The sequence below is a fragment of the Pseudomonas ulcerans genome (genome assembly GCF_036324125.1).
Lineage (GTDB): Bacteria > Pseudomonadota > Gammaproteobacteria > Pseudomonadales > Pseudomonadaceae > Aquipseudomonas > Aquipseudomonas ulcerans.
Window position 1 is genome coordinate 64,051 of record NZ_JAZDQN010000002.1, and the last position, 17,326, is coordinate 81,376.

Sequence of the window (17,326 nt, forward strand, 5' to 3'; positions counted from 1 at the left end):
TCGAACTTTTCGATCTTTTTCCCCGCAAATTCAGCATAAGCAGCGCCTGCACGCTGCTGTTACAATCGGCCCACGTCAATTTTCATGCATATCAGGAGCACAAGGTGCCCGTCGTTTTCGTTGCTGCTTCCAAGCTGCCTACTCCTTTCGCGACTTTCACCATGCACGGTTTTCTCGATGAAGCCACCGGCCGCGAGCATGTCGTGCTCAGCCTCGGCGACGTTGCCGATGGCCAGCCGGTGCTGGGTCGCCTGCATTCCGAGTGCCTGACGGGCGACGCCCTGTTCAGCCAGCGGTGCGATTGTGGTTCGCAGCTCGAAGCCGCCCTGCAAGCCATCGCCCGGGAGGGGCGTGGCGTTCTGCTCTACCTGCGCCAGGAAGGCCGTGGCATTGGCCTGCTGAACAAGATCCGCGCCTACGAGCTGCAGGATGGCGGTGCCGACACGGTCGAGGCCAACGAACGCCTGGGCTTTGCCGCCGACCAGCGTGACTACGCCATGTGCCGGCCGATGCTGGAGCACCTGGGCGTCAGCGCACTGCGCCTGATGACCAACAACCCGCGCAAGGTCAAGGCACTGACCGACATGGGCATCGTCGTCGCCGAGCGCGTGCCGCTGCACACCGGGCACAACCCGCACAACAAGCACTACCTGGCCACCAAGGCCGGCAAGCTCGGCCACATGATGGGCAACGAGCACCAGGGCGAGGCCGGCCGGGCGTGACCCGCAGCCAGGTTCGCGCACGCCTGACCCTCGCCTGGTGGCAGTACCTGGCCGTGGCGCTGGCGCCCTTGCTGGTGTTTTCCTGGGCTTTCGGCGGCGGTGAGCCGGTCATTCCCGTCCTGGCCATGCCGATGTTCATCGCCGGCGTGGCCTCGATGTTCCTCACCCTCCCGCGCTTCGGTGCGTACAAGCACGCCCTGATCGCCACCGGCAAGGCCCTCGACAGTGATGCCGAGCCAGCAGCCTGGATCGAGCTGGCGCGGGTGCGCCGCCTGGGCATGTTGTTCGCCTGCCTGCCGGCCTGGGTCGCCGCGCTGTCGGTGTTCGTCGGGCTGGAGGCGGTGCCGCAGATTCTCCTGGCGATCTCCAGCGTGGTGATCCTCTACCTCTATCGCATCCCTCGTCAGCTGGCTTGATGCGCGGGTTGCTCCTGCTGGTGCTGCTGGCCGTCGCCGGCTCACTGGCGGCGGCGCCGCGGGTGGTCAGCCTGGCGCCTTCGTTGACGGAAATCGTGGTCGAGCTGCAAGCGGGCGATCTGCTGGTGGGCGTGCTCGATGCCGGCGAGCGGCCGCCGGCGCTGGCCCAGGTGCCTTCTGTGGGGCGCTACGGCCAGATCGACCTGGAGCGCCTGCTCAGCCTGAAACCCGACCTGATCCTGCTCTGGCCCGCCAGCGTACCGCCGGCCCAGCGTGCGCAACTGCAGCGCCTCGGCATCCCGCTGTACAACGCCGAACCCCATGACCTCGACAGCCTGGTCGCGCAGATCGCCAGCATTGGTGAGCGGCTTGGCCGTGCCGACGCCGCGCGACAGCATGCCGCCGAGCTGCGCGCGCGACTGGACGAGCTGCGCCAGCGCTATCACCGTGAGCAGCCGTTGCGGGTGTTCTACCAGGTGTGGGACAAGCCGCTGTACACCGTCGGCGGCGGGCAGATCATCAGCGATGCATTGAAGGCCTGTGGCGCGCGCAACCTGTTCGACGACCTGAAGCTGCCGGCGCCGCAGGTCAGTGTCGAAAGCGTGCTGCTGCGTGATCCGCAGGTGATCGTGGCGGGTGCCCAGGCGCAACTGGAGGCCTGGGCGCGCTGGCCGGCGGTCAGCGCGGTGCGCGACCGCCGTTTGCTGGTGGTGCCGGACAAAGGCCTGGAGCGGCCCAGCGGGCAGATGATCGAGGCCACCGCGAAGTTATGCGAGGCGCTGGCTACAGTTCCGGCGTCCAGTTGATGGCGAGCATCCAGGTGCGGCCTTCTTCGCGGTAGCCATGGAAGCTGCCTGCGTAGGAATACTGGGAGCGGCTGTAGTCCTTGTTCAGCAGGTTGTCGGCTTTCAGGTCGAGGCGGATCTCAGGGGTGAGGGCCCAGCTGGCGCGGGCGCCGACCAGACCATAGCCGCCCAGTTGGCGCTGATTGTCGACGTCGGCGTAGCTGCTGCTCACCGCCTGCCATGAAGCACCGACACCCAGGCGATCGAACTGCCGGTCCAGATCCAGGCTCAGGGTACGGCGTGCGCGGCGCTCCAGCGTATGGCCGCTGCCCTGGTCGCGAGGATCGAGCAGCGCCACTCCCAATTGGCTCTGCCAGCCGAACCAGTCCTGTTTCAGCGTGGTTTCGAAACCGATGATGCGTGCCTTGTCGACGTTGTACGGCGCGTCCACGGCAAAGGCGATGGCATCCCGCAAGTCGGTGCGATAGAGCGAGGTTTCCAGGCGGCTGCTGTCACCCAGCTGGCTGCGCCATTGAAGCTCGTAGCTCTTCGAGTGTTCCGGCTTGAGATCCGGATTGCCGAAGGCCGGGTAATAGAGATCGTTGAACGTTGGCGCACGGAAGCCTTCGCTGTAGGACAGCAGCAGGTCGTTATCCACATTCAGCGGCACGGTCAGGCTGCCGCTCCAGGTGTTCTGCCCGCCAAACTGCTGGTTGCGGTCGCGACGCAGGCCCAGCTCGGTGGAGAAGTGCTCGCCCTGGAACCGGTGCTGGATAAGGACGGCGCGGTTCCAGCGACTGTCCTCTTCGAACCTGGCATTGGCGTACAGGCCGTCGGCGTTCAGGCGATCGACCCAGGCGTCGCCGCCCAGCAGCAGGCTGTGCGCATCGTTGAGGTCGAACGTGTTCTGCCATGCGAGCGAGTCGCGGTAGGTGGTGAAGGTGCTGGAGAGGTCGAGTTTGTCGCGCGTTTCCCCGCGGTTTTCGCTGTGGCCCAGTTCCAGGCGCGAATGCCATTGATCGCTGAGCTGGGCGCCAAGATAGCCGCTGATGCTGCTCAGCGAAAACTCATCCCACGGCTTCAGTTCCGAACCGAAGGGGCTGTCGAATTCCCGCTTGCCGTGGTTGTCCAGCACGTTGATACCCATCTCTACGTCATCGCTCAGCTGGTGGGACAGGCTCAGGCTCAGCGAGCGGTTGCGATAGGTGTCGTGGTCCTTGTCGCTGGGGAAGGACTGGCGGGTGTCATCGATGCCCGCGCTTTCATCCAGGCTGGCGCCGAGGCTGAAGCGGGTGCGTCCGTCGCCGCCGGACAGGCCGAGGCTGCGCTGGAAGGTCTGCTGGCTGCCGGCGGCCAGGCGCAGGCGACCCTGCAGGCCCTGTTCAGCGCCGCGCCGGGTGAAGATCTGGATCACCCCGCCCATGGCATCGCTGCCGTAGATCGCCGAACGCGAGCCGCGCAGCACTTCCACCCGTTCGATCTGCTCCACGTCCAGGTACTGCAGGGCGCTGTCGCCGGACGAGGTGTTGGCGATGCGCTGGCCGTCCACCAGCACCAGGGTCTGCGCAGCCTTGGTGCCGCGGACAAAGATCCCCGGCAGGCTGCCGCGGCCGCCGGTGCGCGCCACTTGCACGCCGGGTACGCGGGTCAGCAGGTCGGTGACGTTGCCCGGTTGCAGGCGCTCGATATCGTCGCGGGTGAAGACCGTGGTGGCGGCGCTGGACTGGTTGCGGTCCTCGACCTGGCGGTTGGCGCTGATGACTACGTCGGGGAGCTTGAGGGCGGTGTCGCGGTCGATGGGGGCGGCGAGCAGAGGTGTCGGGAGAGAGAGCAGAAATGGAGCAAGGCGGAGGATCTTCATTGGCCGTTCCGTCGAAATCGCGGGTAAACCCGCTCCCACAGGGGCGGCAAAACCTTGTGGGAGCGGGTTTACCCGCGATGAGGCCCTTACAGGCCCAGCAATTCCATGCGCTGGCGCACCGAAGCCTCGATGCCGGCCTCGTCCAGCCCGCACTCGGCCAGCATCTGCGCAGGCTTTGCGTGCTCGACATAGATATCCGGCAGGCCCAGGTGCAGCACCGGCTTGAGCACGGCCTCGCGAGCCAGGAACTCGCTCACCGCCGCCCCGGCACCGCCCATGATGGCGTTCTCTTCGATGGTCACCAGCAGTTCGTGGCTGCCGGCCAGTTCCAGCACCAGGGCTTCGTCCAGCGGCTTGACGAAGCGCATGTCGACCACGGTGGCGTCGAGGGTCTCGGCGACCTTCAGCGCTTCGGCCAGTTGCACGCCGAACACCAGCAGGGCGACCTTGCTGCCCTGGCGACGCACCACGCCCTTGCCGATTTCCAGCGGTTCCAGGGTGTTCTCGATGCTTGCGTTCGGGCCGCTGCCGCGCGGGTAGCGCACCGCCGCCGGGCCGTCGTACAGATGGCCGGTGCTGAGCATGCGGCGCAGTTCGTTCTCGTCGCTCGGGGTCATCACCAGCATGCCGGGGATGCAGCGCAGGTAGGAGAGGTCGAAGCTGCCGGCATGGGTCGGGCCGTCTTCGCCCACCAGACCGGCGCGGTCGATGGCGAACAGCACGTCGAGGTTCTGCACCGCGACGTCATGGATCAACTGGTCGTAGGCGCGCTGGAGGAAGGTCGAGTAGATCGCCACCACCGGCTTGGAGCCCTCGCAGGCCATGCCGGCGGCCAGGGTCACCGCGTGCTGCTCGGCGATCGCCACGTCGAAGTAGCGCTGTGGATAACGTTCGCTGAAGGCCACCAGGTCGGAGCCTTCCTTCATCGCCGGGGTGATGCCCACCAGGCGCGGGTCGGCGGCAGCCATGTCGCACAGCCACTGGCCGAACACCGCGGAGTACTTCGGCCCGCCGGCCTTCTTCGGCGCGGCGGCAGGCTTGTCCACCGGCTCCAGCTTGGTGATCGCGTGGTAGCCGATCGGGTCGACCTCGGCCGGGGCGAAGCCCTTGCCCTTCTTGGTCACCACGTGCAGGAACTGCGGGCCCTTGAGGTCGCGCATGTTGCGCAGGGTGGCGATCAGGGTCGGCAGGTCGTGGCCGTCGATGGGGCCGATGTAGTTCCAGCCCAGTTCCTCGAACAGGGTGCCGGGGACCAGCATGCCCTTGGCGTATTCCTCGGTGCGGCGGGCGATTTCCCAGGCGCCGGGCAGGCGCGACAGGACTTTCTTGCTGCCCTCGCGCATGCTCGCGTAGGTGCGGCTGGAGAGGATCTTGGCCAGGTAGTTGGACAGGCCGCCGACGTTGCGCGAGATCGACATGTCGTTGTCGTTGAGGATCACCAGCATGTCGGCGTTGACTTCCTGGGCGTGGTTCAACGCCTCGAAGGCCATGCCCGCGGTCAGGGCGCCGTCGCCGATCACCGCGATGGACTTGCGCGCCTCGTTGCGCAGGCGGGCGGCGATGGCCATGCCCAGCGCAGCGCTGATCGAGGTGCTGGAGTGACCGACGCCGAAGGTGTCGTATTCGCTCTCGCTGCGCCGCGGGAAGGCGGCGATGCCGTCCTTCTGGCGCAGGGTGTCCATGCGCTGGCGGCGACCGGTGAGGATCTTGTGCGGATAGGCCTGGTGCCCGACGTCCCACACCAGACGGTCGTCCGGGGTGTCGAAGACGTAGTGCAGGGCGATCGTCAGCTCGATGACGCCCAGGCCGGCACCGAAGTGCCCGCCGGTCTGGCCGACGGTGTAGAGCAGTTCCTGGCGCAGTTCGTCAGCCAGGTTCTCCAGGTCGGCTTCGGCCAGACGACGCAGGCCGGCTGGCGTATCGGCACGGTCGAGCAGCGGCGTGACCGGGCGTTCGCGGGGGATCTCTTGAAACGTCGTGGGCATCAGGCGAGTCGTTATAGGTTTGAAGACGCGGCAGTTTACCCCATTGGGGAGAGACTGCCCATTCAGCAGGCCGAAGGCCGGGCAAGCACCGCGGACCCTGTAGGAGCGGGTTCACCCGCGATGACGGTAGTGGATTCACCATCGCAATCGCGGGTGAACCCGCTCCTACAGGATTCGCGGCGCTTTTAATTGCGTCGTTCGACGATGTACCGGGCCAGCGCCCGCAGCGGTTCGGCGGCTGCGTCAAACGGCCGCACGGCCTCGATGGCCTGGTCGCGCAGTTCCAGGGCGTAGGCCTTGGCCGCGTCGAGGCCCAGCAGAGCCGGGTAGGTGGGCTTGTCGCGGGCGATATCGGCGCCCTGGCGCTTGCCCAGGGTCGCGGTGTCGCTTTCCACGTCGAGGATGTCGTCCTGCACCTGGAACGCCAGGCCGATCGCCTGGGCGTACTGCTGCAGGGCGTCGAGTTCTGCTTCGCCGGCGCGCTCGCTGGCCAGGGCGCCCAGGCGCACGCTGGCTTCGATCAGTGCGCCGGTCTTGTGCCGGTGCATGAATTCCAGGGCAGCCTGGTCGAGCTTGAGGCCCACCGAACCGAGGTCGATGGCCTGGCCGCCGACCATGCCGGCCGGGCCTGCGGCCTTGGCCAGGGTGCGCACCATGGCCAGGCGCGTGGCGTCGCTTTGCGCACTCAGGCGCGGGTCGAGCAGGGCGTCGAAGGCCAGGCTCTGCAGGCCGTCACCGGCAAGGATCGCGCAGGCTTCGTCGAAGGCCTTGTGGGTGGTCGGCTGGCCGCGACGCAGGTCGTCGTCGTCCATCGCCGGCAGGTCGTCGTGCACCAGGGAATAGGCGTGGATCAGCTCCACCGCACAGGCCGCGCCATTGGCCTGTTCGGCCTTGCCGCCCAGCGCCTCGCAGGCCGCGTAGGCGAGCAGTGGACGTACGCGCTTGCCGCCGTTCATCACGCTGTAGCGCATGGCTTCGTAAAGGCGGGTGAGCTCCACCGAAGGCGCCTGGAACAGCGGTTCCAGCGCGGCGTCGACCCGCGCCTGGCACTGGGCCTGGTAGGCGCCGATCATTGATCGGGGTCCGCGTCGAACGGCTCGGCGGCCAGTTCGCCGTCACGCTCCAGGAGGATCTGCACCTTCTGCTCGGCCTGGGTCAGGGCGCCCTGGCAGTCACGGGTCAGGCGGATGCCTTGCTCGAAGGCGGTCAGCGAGTCTTCCAGCGACAGCTCGCCGTTCTCCAGGCGCTCGACCAGGGCTTGCAGGTCGGCGAGGGATTGCTCGAAATCGATGGCGGCTTTTTTTCGGGCCATGGCGTCTGTCTCGGTGGCGGTCGGAACGGCGCGACACTAGCAGAGCAGGGCATCCGGGGCAAATCAGCGAAGGTCTCGATGGTCGCATTCCGGGGCTGCGTTGTGGGGGTTCATGGCTCTCTGCCATAATCGCGCCCGCTCAGCGTCCAGAGCATTCTTATCCGCCTTTGCGTGATGGACCACGTTGTGAGCCTTCTCTCGATCGAATCCGCGCTGTGCTTCCTGCTGTTCTTCGTCCTGTACTGGAGCCTGTGCTGGAGCCCCCGGCTGCAGAACATCCTGCTGCTGGCCGGCAGCTACGGGCTGGCGGCAAGCTTCAGTCCCTTCGCCCTGTTCGTGTTGTTCGGCTACACCCTGGCGGTGCACGGGCTCGGCTTGCTCGCGGCGCGCTACCCCGGGCGGTGGTTCAGCTACCTGGCGCTGCTGGTTCTGGTGCTGGGCGGCTTCTACTTCTTCAAGTACCAGGAACTGCTGGTCGGTGGTGCCCAGGCGGCGCTGGCCGGTCTGGGGCTGACGGTGTCCCTGCCGGTGTTGCAGGTGCTGGTGCCGATCGGCTTTTCCTTCTATGCCTTCCATTCGGTCAGCTACGTGGTGTCGATCAATCGCGGCGAGCTGGCGCCGGTGCCGCCGCTGGACCTGGCCCTGTACCTGGCGTTCTTCCCCAGCCTGATCGCCGGCCCGGTCAACCGCGCTACCCACCTGCTGCCGCAGATCCGCGGCCAAGGGCTGCGCCAGGTGCTGGAGCCACAGCGCGCGCTGGGACTGATCGCCCTGGCGCTGGTCAAGGTGTTCCTGCTCAGCGGCTGGCTGGCCAGCGAGTGGGTCGACCCGGTGTTCGAGACGCCGGGCAACTTCGGCCCGGAGCAGATCCTCCTGGCGGTGTACGGCTACACCCTGCAGATCTATTTCAATTTCAGCGGCTACACCCACCTCGTCACCGGCATCGCCTTGCTGCTGGGCTATCGCCTGCCGGCCAACTTCGATGCGCCCTACGTGGCGCGCAACCTGCGTGAATTCTGGATGCGCTGGCATATCAGCCTGTCCACCTTCATCCGCGACTACGTGTACATCCCGCTGGGCGGCAATCGCCATGGCCCCTGGCGGGCGATGCTGAACATGCTGCTGGCGATGCTGGTGTCCGGGCTCTGGCATGGTGCCAGCGTGAATTTCCTCGCCTGGGGCGCGCTGCATGGCGTGGGCCTGGGGCTGTACAAGCTGTATGCCCGGCTGCGCTGGCCGCTGCCGGCCTGGTTGGGGCGGGTGCTGACCTTCCACTACGTGGCCTTCGCCTGGGTGTTCTTCCGCAGCACCAGCCTGGAAGGCGCGCTCGACATGTTCGCGGGGCTGTCCGCCACCGATCTGTTCGGCGACAGCGGCCTGCTGGTGCTGGCCTGCGCGGTGCTCCTGCTGATCTATCCACAGGCCCTGGCCTTGCTGCGTGCCGGCTTCGCCGCCAGTACGCGGCTGCCCTGGCCGTTCTACCCATTACCGTTGGCGCTGTTCCTGGCCCTGGTCATCTTCGCCGCGCCGTCCGGCGTACCGGGGTTCATCTATGCCGGCTTCTGACAACCATCAGCTGTTGCGCAGCCAGCTGGGCGCGGCGCGTGTGGTGTATGCGCTGCTGGTGGTCGGCGTGCTGCTGGCCTGGCTGAACCAGCAGTCCCTGGCCCTGTACTGCCAGCAGAAATACCACCAGCGCTGCGAGTTGCCGCTGCTCGGCGAAAGTGCGGCCTGGCGCCTGGGCGGGAACCTCAACCAGGCTTTTGTCGACGCGCGGGAGCGTTTCTTCGACAGCCTGACCGCGCAGCGCATCGAAACCCCGCCGCCCATGCCCCAGCCCCCCGTGGTAGCGCCGGTGGTGGAGTTGCCGCCGAACATCCCGGTGGTGACGGTCAGGCTCGATGTCCCGGCGGCCAGGCCCGTTGCGCCCAAGCCGACGCCGAAGCCTGCACCAGTCCCGGTGGCCAAACCGGCCCCGGTCCCGCCGCCGCCCGTCGCCTATTCGCCGCGGGTCACCCTGAATGCCAATGACGAAGTCTTCCTGGTCGGCGACTCGATGATGCAGGGTGTGGCGCCGCACCTGTCCAACACCCTGCTCAAGCGCCATGGCATCCGCAGCGTCAATCTCAGCCGGCAGAGCACGGGGCTGTCCTACCCGGGCTTCTTCGACTGGCCGCGGACCGTGGCCAGGACCCTGCGCGAGCATCCGCGGATCCGCCTGATGGTGGTGTTCCTCGGCCCCAACGATCCCTGGGACATGCCGCAAGGCAAGGGCAAGCCGTTCCTGCGTTTCAAGACCCCGGCCTGGGAGCTGAGCTACCGCCAGCGCATCGACGCCATCCTCGACCCGGCCCGCGAGCGCGGGGTGCAGGTGATCTGGGTCGGCCCGCCGAACATGCAGCAACCGCGGCTGTCGACGGCCATGACCTACCTCAGCGAGCTGTATCGCCAGCAGGCGCAGCAACATGGCCAGCACTACGTGTCGGCCAACGTCGTGCTCGGCTACAAGGCCGACGAGTTTTCTTCTACCGTTCAGAACGGCCAGGGCGGGCAACTGCGCACCCGGGCCGACGATGGCATCCATTTCACCATTCCCGGGCAGAAGCTGATCGCCAACCAGGTGTTGGCCTTGATCGCCTTTCCCGGCCCTACCGTGACGGGGCATTGAGATGCGTCGATGGTTTTTCTTGTTGATCCTTGGCCTGTTGCTGGCGGACGGCGCCCAGGCGCAGAGCCGCGACGGCAACCTCGGCCTGCTCGCCAGCAAGCTGCGCACGGCGGCGCGGGCGCCGGTGAATGTGGTTCAGCTGGGCGACTCGCATACCGCTGCGGACCTGTTCACCGGCGAGCTGCGCCGGCTGTTGCAGAAGGACTATGGCGACGGTGGCATCGGCCTGGTCACGGCTGCACCGGTGCCGGGCACGCGCTACGAGCAGGTGCTGCTCAAGGCGGCCGAGGCGCAGTGGAAGCTGGTGTCGGCGCGCAACCAGCAGAGCGGGCAGTTCCCGCTCGGGGGTTACCTGGCGTTGCCACAGGTGGAGAAGGCTGGCGTGCGCATCGAGGCGCGCCAGGCGGACGAGCAGCGCTATCGGGTGTCCGCGCTGTACCAGACGCAGCAGAACGCCAGCCTGGATGCCCGCGACGGACAGAATCCGGATCGCCGCCTGCTGCTGGCCGCTACCGCCGGGCAGTGGCGCTTCAGTCCGCTGCTGAACAATGTGCGGTTGCCGCTGGAACTGACGGTGGAGGGCGGGCAAGGGCTGGCGCTGGGTGGCTGGTTTGTCCAGGGCCAGAAGAATGCCGGGGTGACCCTGTCTGCGCTGGGCATCAACGGCGCGCAACTGACGGTGACGGACAAGTGGCAGGCGGGCTGGCAGGAGACCTTGAAGTCGTTGCGGCCGGACCTGCTGATCCTTGCCTACGGCACCAACGAAGCATTCGACCCGGGTTTTGACCTGGCGCTGTACCGCGAGCACCTGGGGCGTATCGTGGCTGGCCTGCGTCGCCAACTGCCACGGGCGGTGATCGTCCTGGCCGGGCCGCCGGATTCGATCAGGCAACGCCATGCCCAGGGCTGCGCGGCGCGGGTGCCGGCGGTGTTGACGGATATCGTCGACGCGCAGCGCGAGGTGGCGAAGGCGAACGGCGCGCTGTTCTGGGATTGGCAGGGGTTCATGGGCGGGCCGTGCTCGATCGAGCAGTGGCAGACGGGCGGGCTGGCCCAGGGAGATCTGATTCACCTGACGGCGGAGGGGTATCGCAGGAGTGCGGGTGGGTTGTACGGGTTCTTGAAGAAGCAACTGGGGCTGCGTTAGACCCTATTGAGCTTGCACGGACTTGTGGGAGCGGGTTCACCCGCGATTACGTAATTGAATTCACTATCGTAATCGCGGGTAAACCCGCTCCCACAAGGTTCGTGGTGTACCCGGCCCCGGGTACGAATCAGTTCTTCGCGGTTTTAACGCCAGGCTCCAGCTTCACCGTCTCTTCCAGGGTGAAGCGCCCCAGCGGGTTCTGCGTGAAGTTCTGGATATTGCTGCGCGAGATATTGATGTACGGGCTGTAGTACAGGTCGATCCAGTGCACATCCTGCTTCGCCAGCTTCTGCAGTTCCACGTACATCTGGCCACGCTTGACCGGATCGCTTTCCAGGCGCGCCGCGGCGACCAGGTCCTTGACCTTGTCGTTCTTGTAGCGGGTCATGTAGTTCTCGTTGGCGTCATGCCCGAGCACGAAGGTGGTCTTCTGGTCCGGGTCGAGGATGTCGTTGGTCCAGTACATCACCGACAGGTCGTAGTCGCCGTCCACCAGCATCTGCCAGCTCTGGGTCGGGTCGACCTTCTGCAGGTTGGCGGTGATGCCGACGTCCTTCAGCTGCTTTTGCACCAGCACGGCGATCTGTTCGTCGGCCTCGTTGCCGGCGTTGACCACGTAGTTGAGCTTGAGCCCCTCGGCGCCGGCCTTCTTCAGCAGTTCGCGGGCCTTGGCCGGGTCGAACGGACGCTGCAGGTTGTCGAGGTTGTGGTACATCGAGCCCTTCGGAATGTACGAGTAGGCGACTTCGCCGTGACCGAAGGTGACGGTGTCGACCAGCGCCTTCTTGTCGATCGCCAGGTCGATTGCCTCGCGCACTTCCTGCTTGCCCAGCAGGCCCTTGGAGTGGTTGATCAGCAGGTGGTCTTCGCGGGTCGACGGGTCGCTGTGGATGGTCAGGCTCGGGTCTTTCTTCAGTTCGTCGGCCCGGGAGAACGGCACGAAGATCGCGGTGTCCAGCTCGCCGGCGCGGACCTTGAGCATGCGCGTGTTGTCGTCGGGAATGGAGATCCACTCGACGCCATCCAGGCTGACCTTGTCGGCTTCCCAGAAGTTCGGGTCCTTCTCCAGGATCACCCGGTCGCCACGCACCCATTCCTTGACCCGGAAGGCGCCCGAGGTCACCGGCTCCTGGGCGTAGGCCTCTTCGCCCATGCTTTCCATGGCCTTCTTCGACACCACCGACAGGTTGGCGGTACTCAACTGGGCGAGGAACGGCACCGACTTGCTCTTCAGGGTCACCACCAGGGTGTGGGGGTCGACAGCCTTGGCGTCGGCGATCCCCTTGTAGGCGTCGGACCACAGAGAACCCGGGTTGTCGCGGATCCGCAGCAGGGTGAAGGCGCCATCTTCGGCGGTGATCGGCGAGCCGTCGGAGAACTTGGCGTTGCGCATCTTGAAGGTGTAGGTCAGGCCGTCGTCGGAGACCGTCCAGCTTTCCGCCAGGCCCGGCACCAGCTTGGTGCCGCTGTTGTCGACCCGGACCAGCACGTCGTAGACGTTGCCGTACACCCAGGCGTCGCGGTTCTGCGCCGTCTTGATCGGGTCGAAGGTAGTGCTTTCCTCACGGCAACCGATGGTCAGCACGCCTGCGGCCTGGGCCACGCCTGCGGTCAGGGCGCTGGCGGCCAGCAGTGCGGCGGTGAGTAACTTCAATGCTCCGGGTTTCATGCTCAAGCTCCATTTGATGATGTTGTTTGGATCAGCACAGCTCTTGCGAATGGACGCAGGCGTACTGCCTGGCGCCCAGCGAACGGGTAGGTGGCGCGCTTTCCCGGCAGGCCGGCAGGGCGTGCCGACAGCGCGGGTGGAAGGCGCAACCGGTGGGCAGTTGCAGCGGGCTTGGTGGTTCGCCCGGCAGCGGTTGCTCGGGCAGGCGGCGGGCCGGGTCGATGTCGGCGACCGATTGCAGCAGCGCCGCGGTGTACGGATGGCGCGGCGACTCGAACACCTCGCGTACCGGGCCTTCCTCGACGATCCGTCCCAGGTACATCACCGCCACGCGATCGCACAGGCGGCGCACCACGGTGAGGTCATGGGTGATGAACAGCAGCGCGAGGTCCATGCGTTCGCGCAGTTCCAGCAGCAGGTTGATGATCTGGCCCTGGATCGACACGTCGAGGGCGGCGACGCATTCGTCGGCGATGATCAGTCGCGGCTCGATGGCCAGGGCCCGGGCGATGCCGACCCGCTGGCACTGGCCGCCGCTGAGGGAGCGCGGCTTGCGGGTGGCCAGCTCCGGATGCAGGCCGACCAGGTCGAGCAGCTCCGCGACCCGCGCCGCGACCTGTGATTCCGGCACCTTGCGCTGCACCCGCAGCACTTCGGCGAGGATGTCGCCGATGCGCTGGCGCGGGTTCAGGGCGCTGTACGGGTCCTGGAAGATCATTGCGGTTTCATGGCGCAGGCGGGCGATATCCGTCGGGCTGCCGTGGGCCATGTCGATGCCGTCGAAGAGGATCTGCCCGCCGGCTACCGGGGCCAGGTGCAGGACGGCACGGGCCAGGGTGCTCTTGCCGCAGCCGGATTCGCCCACCAGGCCCAGGGTTTCCCCGGCGTGCAGTTGCAGCGAGGCACCATTGACCGCGTTGACCTTGCGCGAACGCAGGCCGAACAGGCCTTCGCCGGCGGCGGAGAACTGCACCCGCAGGTCGTTGACCTGCAACAACGGGGTCATGACACACCTCCGGCGAGTAGCGGCATATGGCAGGCCAGGCGATGGCCGGGCTCGGTTTCCTGCAGTTCCGGCAGACGCTCGTGGCAGACCGTCGAGGCCTTGGCGCAGCGCGGGCCGAAGCGGCAGCCGGGGGGCATGTCGCCAAGCAGCGGCGGCTGCCCGCCGATGGTGTTCATCAGCCGCTGCGTGCTTTCGGCCGCGGGGTGGCAGGCGAGCAGGCCGGCGCTGTAGGGGTGTTGCGGGCGGGCCAGCACCTGCGCCTTGCTGCCGTGTTCGCACAGGCGTCCGGCGTACATCACGGCGATGCTGTCGCAGGTCTGCGCGACCACGCCGAGGTCGTGGCTGATCAGGATCATCGACAGGCCGCGGCGGTCGCGCAGCTCCAGGAGCAGGCGCAGGATCTGCGCCTGCACGGTGACGTCCAGCGCGGTGGTCGGCTCGTCGGCGATCAGCACCCTGGGACTGCAACCCAGGGCCACGGCGATCATCGCCCGCTGGCGCATGCCGCCGGAAAACTCATGGGGGTAGTTGTCGACCCGTGACTGTGGATCGGGGATCCCTACCTGGCGCAGCACCTCGATGGCCTCGGCCCGCGCTTCCCGGCGCGAGGCGCCCTGGTGCAGGCGGATGCCCTCGGCGATCTGCTCGCCGATGCGCATCAGCGGGTCGAGGTGGCTGCTGGGGTTCTGGAAGATCATCCCCAGCTCGCGCCCGCGCATGCGCCGCATGCCGGCGTCGTCCAGTTGCAGCAGGTCGGTGCCGGCGAGGCGCACCGCCTTGCCTTCCAGGCGCAGCTTCGGCGACGGCAGCAGGCGCATCAGGGCGCGGCAGGCCATGGTCTTGCCCGAGCCGGACTCGCCCACCAGGCCTAGGATCTCGCCTTCGCCGAGGCTGAACGACAGGCGGTCGACCACGGCGACATCGCGCTGGTCGAGGCGGGCGATCACGCTGAGGTCTTCGACCTGCAACAGTGGCGTGCTCATGTACGGTCTCCCAGGCGTTCGGCGACGCCGTCGGCGAGCAGGCTGAAGCCCATCGCCAGGGTTACCACGGCCAGGCCGGGGAAGGTGCAGATCCACCAGGCGCTGGTGATGAAGCTCTGGCCTTCTGCAACCATCGTGCCCCACTCGGCGGTGGGCGGCTGCACACCGAGGCCGAGATAGCTCACCGCCGCGCCGTTGAGCAGCACCAGCACGGCGTCGGACATGCAGAACACCACCGAGCTGAACAGCGCGTTGGGCATCAGGTGGCGGAACAGAATGCGCCGGTGGCTGAAGCCGAGGCTCTTCGCCGCCAGGGCGAAGTCGCTTTCCTTGAGCACCAGGATCTGCGAGCGGATCAGCCGCGCGTAGGACACCCAGCCGACCAGGGCCATGGCGATGTAGAAGCTGCCCAGGCCGGGGCCGAGGATGGCCATGATCGCCAGCATCAGCACCAGGAAGGGGAAGGCCAGGACGATGTCGATCAGGCGCATGCACAGCGTGTCCAGGCGCCCGCCGACGTAGCCGGAGATTGCGCCGATGCAGGTGCCGAGGAGGAACGGGAAGATCACCCCGACCAGGGCCATCTGCAGGTCGACACGGGCGCCCCAGATCACCCGCGAGAGGATGTCGCGGCCGAAGTTGTCGGTGCCGAAGGGGTGCGCCAGGCTCGGCGCGACCAGGCGCAGGTCGCCGTCCTGTTGCAGCGGGTCGTAGGGGGCGATCCATGGCGCGAGCAGCGCCAGCAAGCCCCAGCCGAGGACGATGGCGAGGCCGCAATACAGGGTCAGGCGGCCATCGCCGAGGTTCCAGCGCAGGCGCCAGCGGACGGGCAGGGCGACGCTCGGGCTGCTCATTGGATCTTCACCCGCGGGTCGATGGCGGTGGTGACCACGTCGGCGATGAAGTTCACCGCCACCGTGGCGCAGGCCAGGACCATGGCCACGCCCTGGACCACCATGTAGTCGCGGGTGAAGATCCCGCGGACCAGCAACTGGCCGACGCCGGGCAGGGAAAACAGGCTCTCGATCACCACCGTGCCGCTGATCAGCCAGCCGATGTTCACCGCCAGCAGGTTGACCGTCGGCACCATCGAGTTGGGCAGCACGTGGCGGCGGAACACTGCGTTTTCCGAGAGGCCGCGGGCGCGGGCGGCGGTGACGTGGTCGGCCTGCAGCTCCAGCAGCATGCTGGCCCGCAGGTTGCGCACCAGCACCGCCGACAGGGCCAGGGCGATGGTCAGGCAGGGCAGCACCAGGTGGTGCAGCTTGTCCGGCCATTCACGGCCGTAGCCGGAAACCGGGAACAGCCCCCAGTGCACGCTGAACAGCAGGATCAGCATCAGCCCCAGCCAGAACGCCGGCAGGCCGAGGCCGGCGGTGGTGAACAGGCGGATCAGGTTGTCGGCCCAGCCGCCCTTGTTGCGCGCGGCGAGGGTGGCCAGGGGCACGGCGATCAACAGGGCCAGGAGCACGCTGCCGGCCACCAGCATCAGCGTCGGTTCGATCCGCGTGGAAATCAGCTTCAACGCGTCGATGCGGTACAGCAGGGACTGGCCGAGGTCGCCGTTGAGCAGGTTCTTGAGGAAATACAGGTATTGCATCCAGATCGGCTCGTCGAGACCGAACTGGGCGCGGATCTTCTGGATCGCGTCCGGGGTGCTGCGCGAGCCGAGCAGCACCCGCGCCGGGTCGCCGGGAATCGAGCGGACCAGGACGAAGGTGACCAGGCTGATGCCGAACAGGACCGGTAACAGTTGCAGCGGACGGGTGAGGACGAAACGGTAGCGCGCCAGGTTCATCGATCAACCCCGGTTGCGCTGCAGGAAATCCAGCAACACCGGGAAGTAGGCGGTGGGTTCCTCGTAGAACGGCATGTGGCTGCTGTTGGCGAACACGTGCAGCTCGGCGTCCTGCACGGCCAGCTTCATGCGCATGGCGCAGGCCGGGGTGAGTTCGTCGTGCTGGCCGGTGGTGATCAGCACCGGCATGTGGAAGTCGGCCATTTCCTTCAAGCGGTTCCAGTCCTTGAGGTTGCCGGTATAGAGGAACTCGTTGGGGCCCTGCATGGCGCAGTACGGGCCCATGTTCCAGTCCCCCAGGGAGCGCTGGACCGGCGCCGGCCACTCGTCGAGGCGGCAGACATGGCGGTAGTTGAGCAGGGTGATGGCGGCCTGGTACTGCGGGTGGTCGAGCCGGCCCAGGGCTTCGAAGCGCTGCATCATCGCCACGGTCTCGCTGCCGAGGGCGCCGCGCAGGCGGTCCAGCTCGGACGACAGGTGGGGGATGTCGGCGGCGGTGTTTTCCAAGATCAGGCTCTTCAGCGCCTGCGGGTGATGGATGGCGTACTCGATGGCCAGCCAGCCGCCCCAGGAGTGTCCGAGCAAGTGGACACGGCCGAGGTCGAGGGCCTGGCGCAGGGTTTCCACCTCGGCGACGTAGCGGCTGATGTTCCACAGCGAGGTGTCGTCGGGCCGGTCGGAGGCGCCGGTGCCAAGCTGGTCGAAGGTGACCACCCGGTAGCCCTTGTCCTTGAGCCAGGCATGCGCGTCGCGCAGGTAGTCGCAGGGCAGGCCGGGGCCGCCGTTGAGGAGCAGCAGCACCTCGTCGCCCTCGCCGTAGCTGTAGGCCACGAGATTATGGCCATCGACCGAAACGTCGAACTGCTGGTCAGGTTGGATCTCACGCCACATCGCTACTCTCCTGTCGGCAATGGTATTCGGCTATACCCTGCGCAGGAGATTGCTTCGCCTACAAGCTAGTATTTCCTATAGGT

At 66.9% G+C, this 17,326-nt stretch carries 16 protein-coding genes; 6 read left to right on the plus strand and 10 right to left on the minus strand.

All coding sequences use genetic code 11. The features are described from left to right. The first annotated feature begins 104 nt into the window (after positions 1 to 104). From ribA to V0R59_RS02265, 3 genes are read left to right on the plus strand one after another with little or no spacing between them, the layout of a single operon-like run. Positions 105 to 722, plus strand: a complete 618-nt coding sequence (gene ribA / locus V0R59_RS02255; RefSeq protein ID WP_330073264.1) for a GTP cyclohydrolase II — start codon at positions 105 to 107, stop codon at positions 720 to 722. Then, positions 719 to 1,138 (plus strand): MFS transporter, encoded by a 420-nt coding sequence (locus tag V0R59_RS02260; protein ID WP_330073263.1) that lies wholly within the window; start codon positions 719 to 721, stop codon positions 1,136 to 1,138. The genes ribA and V0R59_RS02260 overlap by 4 nt, the downstream gene beginning before the upstream one ends. Continuing rightward, on the plus strand, positions 1,138 to 1,944 hold the full coding sequence (locus tag V0R59_RS02265; protein ID WP_330073262.1) for a cobalamin-binding protein: 807 nt from the start codon (positions 1,138 to 1,140) through the stop codon (positions 1,942 to 1,944). Before V0R59_RS02260 ends, V0R59_RS02265 begins: the two co-directional genes overlap by 1 nt. Here the strand turns inward: V0R59_RS02265 and V0R59_RS02270 are convergent. From V0R59_RS02270 to V0R59_RS02285, 4 genes are all read right to left on the minus strand, one after another. Next, positions 1,922 to 3,784 carry a TonB-dependent receptor domain-containing protein gene (locus V0R59_RS02270; RefSeq protein WP_330073261.1) on the minus strand — a complete coding sequence of 621 codons (1,863 nt, stop codon included), beginning with the start codon at positions 3,782 to 3,784 and terminating at the stop codon, positions 1,922 to 1,924. The two genes, V0R59_RS02265 and V0R59_RS02270, sit on opposite strands and share 23 nt — an antisense overlap. Before the next feature lie 86 nt (positions 3,785 to 3,870). Then, positions 3,871 to 5,769, minus strand: a complete 1,899-nt coding sequence (dxs, locus tag V0R59_RS02275; RefSeq protein ID WP_330073260.1) for a 1-deoxy-D-xylulose-5-phosphate synthase — start codon at positions 5,767 to 5,769, stop codon at positions 3,871 to 3,873. A gap of 185 nt (positions 5,770 to 5,954) precedes the next feature. After that, entirely contained in the window at positions 5,955 to 6,842 is an 888-nt protein-coding gene (gene ispA / locus V0R59_RS02280; protein ID WP_330073259.1) for a (2E,6E)-farnesyl diphosphate synthase, read from the minus strand. Further along, complete coding sequence (locus tag V0R59_RS02285) at positions 6,839 to 7,081, minus strand: exodeoxyribonuclease VII small subunit (RefSeq protein WP_330073258.1); 243 nt, start codon at positions 7,079 to 7,081, stop codon at positions 6,839 to 6,841. The genes ispA and V0R59_RS02285 overlap by 4 nt, the downstream gene beginning before the upstream one ends. Before the next feature lie 186 nt (positions 7,082 to 7,267). Between V0R59_RS02285 and V0R59_RS02290 the strand changes: the two genes are divergently transcribed. Genes V0R59_RS02290 through V0R59_RS02300 form a run of 3 tightly spaced genes read left to right on the plus strand, consistent with a single transcriptional unit; the run spans position 7,268 to position 10,896 of the window. After that, on the plus strand, positions 7,268 to 8,647 hold the full coding sequence (locus V0R59_RS02290; protein WP_330073257.1) for an MBOAT family O-acyltransferase: 1,380 nt from the start codon (positions 7,268 to 7,270) through the stop codon (positions 8,645 to 8,647). Beyond that, positions 8,634 to 9,749 (plus strand): SGNH/GDSL hydrolase family protein, encoded by a 1,116-nt coding sequence (locus V0R59_RS02295; RefSeq protein ID WP_330073256.1) that lies wholly within the window; start codon positions 8,634 to 8,636, stop codon positions 9,747 to 9,749. Before V0R59_RS02290 ends, V0R59_RS02295 begins: the two co-directional genes overlap by 14 nt. 1 nt (position 9,750) lies before the next feature. Then, positions 9,751 to 10,896 carry an SGNH/GDSL hydrolase family protein gene (locus V0R59_RS02300; RefSeq protein WP_330073255.1) on the plus strand — a complete coding sequence of 382 codons (1,146 nt, stop codon included), beginning with the start codon at positions 9,751 to 9,753 and terminating at the stop codon, positions 10,894 to 10,896. Between the two features lie 127 nt (positions 10,897 to 11,023). Here the strand turns inward: V0R59_RS02300 and V0R59_RS02305 are convergent, their stop codons facing one another. Genes V0R59_RS02305 through V0R59_RS02330 form a run of 6 tightly spaced genes read right to left on the minus strand, consistent with a single transcriptional unit; the run spans position 11,024 to position 17,243 of the window. Next, the gene (locus tag V0R59_RS02305; RefSeq protein WP_330073254.1) at positions 11,024 to 12,565 is read right to left on the minus strand and encodes an ABC transporter substrate-binding protein; all 1,542 of its coding nucleotides are present in this window, start codon (positions 12,563 to 12,565) and stop codon (positions 11,024 to 11,026) included. Positions 12,566 to 12,596: 31 nt separating this feature from the next. Beyond that, positions 12,597 to 13,571: an ABC transporter ATP-binding protein gene (locus tag V0R59_RS02310; protein WP_330073253.1), complete on the minus strand. Its 975-nt coding sequence runs from the start codon at positions 13,569 to 13,571 to the stop codon at positions 12,597 to 12,599. After that, positions 13,568 to 14,554, minus strand: coding sequence for an ABC transporter ATP-binding protein (locus V0R59_RS02315; RefSeq protein ID WP_330073252.1), 987 nt, complete (start codon positions 14,552 to 14,554; stop codon positions 13,568 to 13,570). Before V0R59_RS02315 ends, V0R59_RS02310 begins: the two co-directional genes overlap by 4 nt. Continuing rightward, positions 14,551 to 15,408 (minus strand): ABC transporter permease, encoded by an 858-nt coding sequence (locus tag V0R59_RS02320; RefSeq protein WP_330073251.1) that lies wholly within the window; start codon positions 15,406 to 15,408, stop codon positions 14,551 to 14,553. Before V0R59_RS02320 ends, V0R59_RS02315 begins: the two co-directional genes overlap by 4 nt. Next, complete coding sequence (locus V0R59_RS02325) at positions 15,405 to 16,352, minus strand: ABC transporter permease (protein WP_330073250.1); 948 nt, start codon at positions 16,350 to 16,352, stop codon at positions 15,405 to 15,407. Before V0R59_RS02325 ends, V0R59_RS02320 begins: the two co-directional genes overlap by 4 nt. Positions 16,353 to 16,355: 3 nt before the next feature. Then, positions 16,356 to 17,243 carry a proline iminopeptidase-family hydrolase gene (locus V0R59_RS02330; protein ID WP_330073249.1) on the minus strand — a complete coding sequence of 296 codons (888 nt, stop codon included), beginning with the start codon at positions 17,241 to 17,243 and terminating at the stop codon, positions 16,356 to 16,358. Positions 17,244 to 17,326 lie beyond the last annotated feature (83 nt).

Bases quoted from the DNA above. Each gene is read 5' to 3' on its own strand.
- dxs (WP_330073260.1), bottom strand. From the start codon at position 5,769: ATGCCCACGACGTTTCAAGAGATCCCCCGCGAACGCCCGGTCACGCCG.
- V0R59_RS02295 (WP_330073256.1), top strand. From the start codon at position 8,634: ATGCCGGCTTCTGACAACCATCAGCTGTTGCGCAGCCAGCTGGGCGCG.
- V0R59_RS02315 (WP_330073252.1), bottom strand. From the start codon at position 14,554: ATGAGCACGCCACTGTTGCAGGTCGAAGACCTCAGCGTGATCGCCCGC.
- V0R59_RS02270 (WP_330073261.1), bottom strand. From the start codon at position 3,784: ATGAAGATCCTCCGCCTTGCTCCATTTCTGCTCTCTCTCCCGACACCT.
- V0R59_RS02305 (WP_330073254.1), bottom strand. From the start codon at position 12,565: ATGAAACCCGGAGCATTGAAGTTACTCACCGCCGCACTGCTGGCCGCC.
- ispA (WP_330073259.1), bottom strand. From the start codon at position 6,842: ATGATCGGCGCCTACCAGGCCCAGTGCCAGGCGCGGGTCGACGCCGCG.
- V0R59_RS02300 (WP_330073255.1), top strand. From the start codon at position 9,751: ATGCGTCGATGGTTTTTCTTGTTGATCCTTGGCCTGTTGCTGGCGGAC.
- V0R59_RS02330 (WP_330073249.1), bottom strand. From the start codon at position 17,243: ATGTGGCGTGAGATCCAACCTGACCAGCAGTTCGACGTTTCGGTCGAT.
- V0R59_RS02310 (WP_330073253.1), bottom strand. From the start codon at position 13,571: ATGACCCCGTTGTTGCAGGTCAACGACCTGCGGGTGCAGTTCTCCGCC.
- V0R59_RS02265 (WP_330073262.1), top strand. From the start codon at position 1,138: ATGCGCGGGTTGCTCCTGCTGGTGCTGCTGGCCGTCGCCGGCTCACTG.
- V0R59_RS02320 (WP_330073251.1), bottom strand. From the start codon at position 15,408: ATGAGCAGCCCGAGCGTCGCCCTGCCCGTCCGCTGGCGCCTGCGCTGG.
- V0R59_RS02325 (WP_330073250.1), bottom strand. From the start codon at position 16,352: ATGAACCTGGCGCGCTACCGTTTCGTCCTCACCCGTCCGCTGCAACTG.
- V0R59_RS02285 (WP_330073258.1), bottom strand. From the start codon at position 7,081: ATGGCCCGAAAAAAAGCCGCCATCGATTTCGAGCAATCCCTCGCCGAC.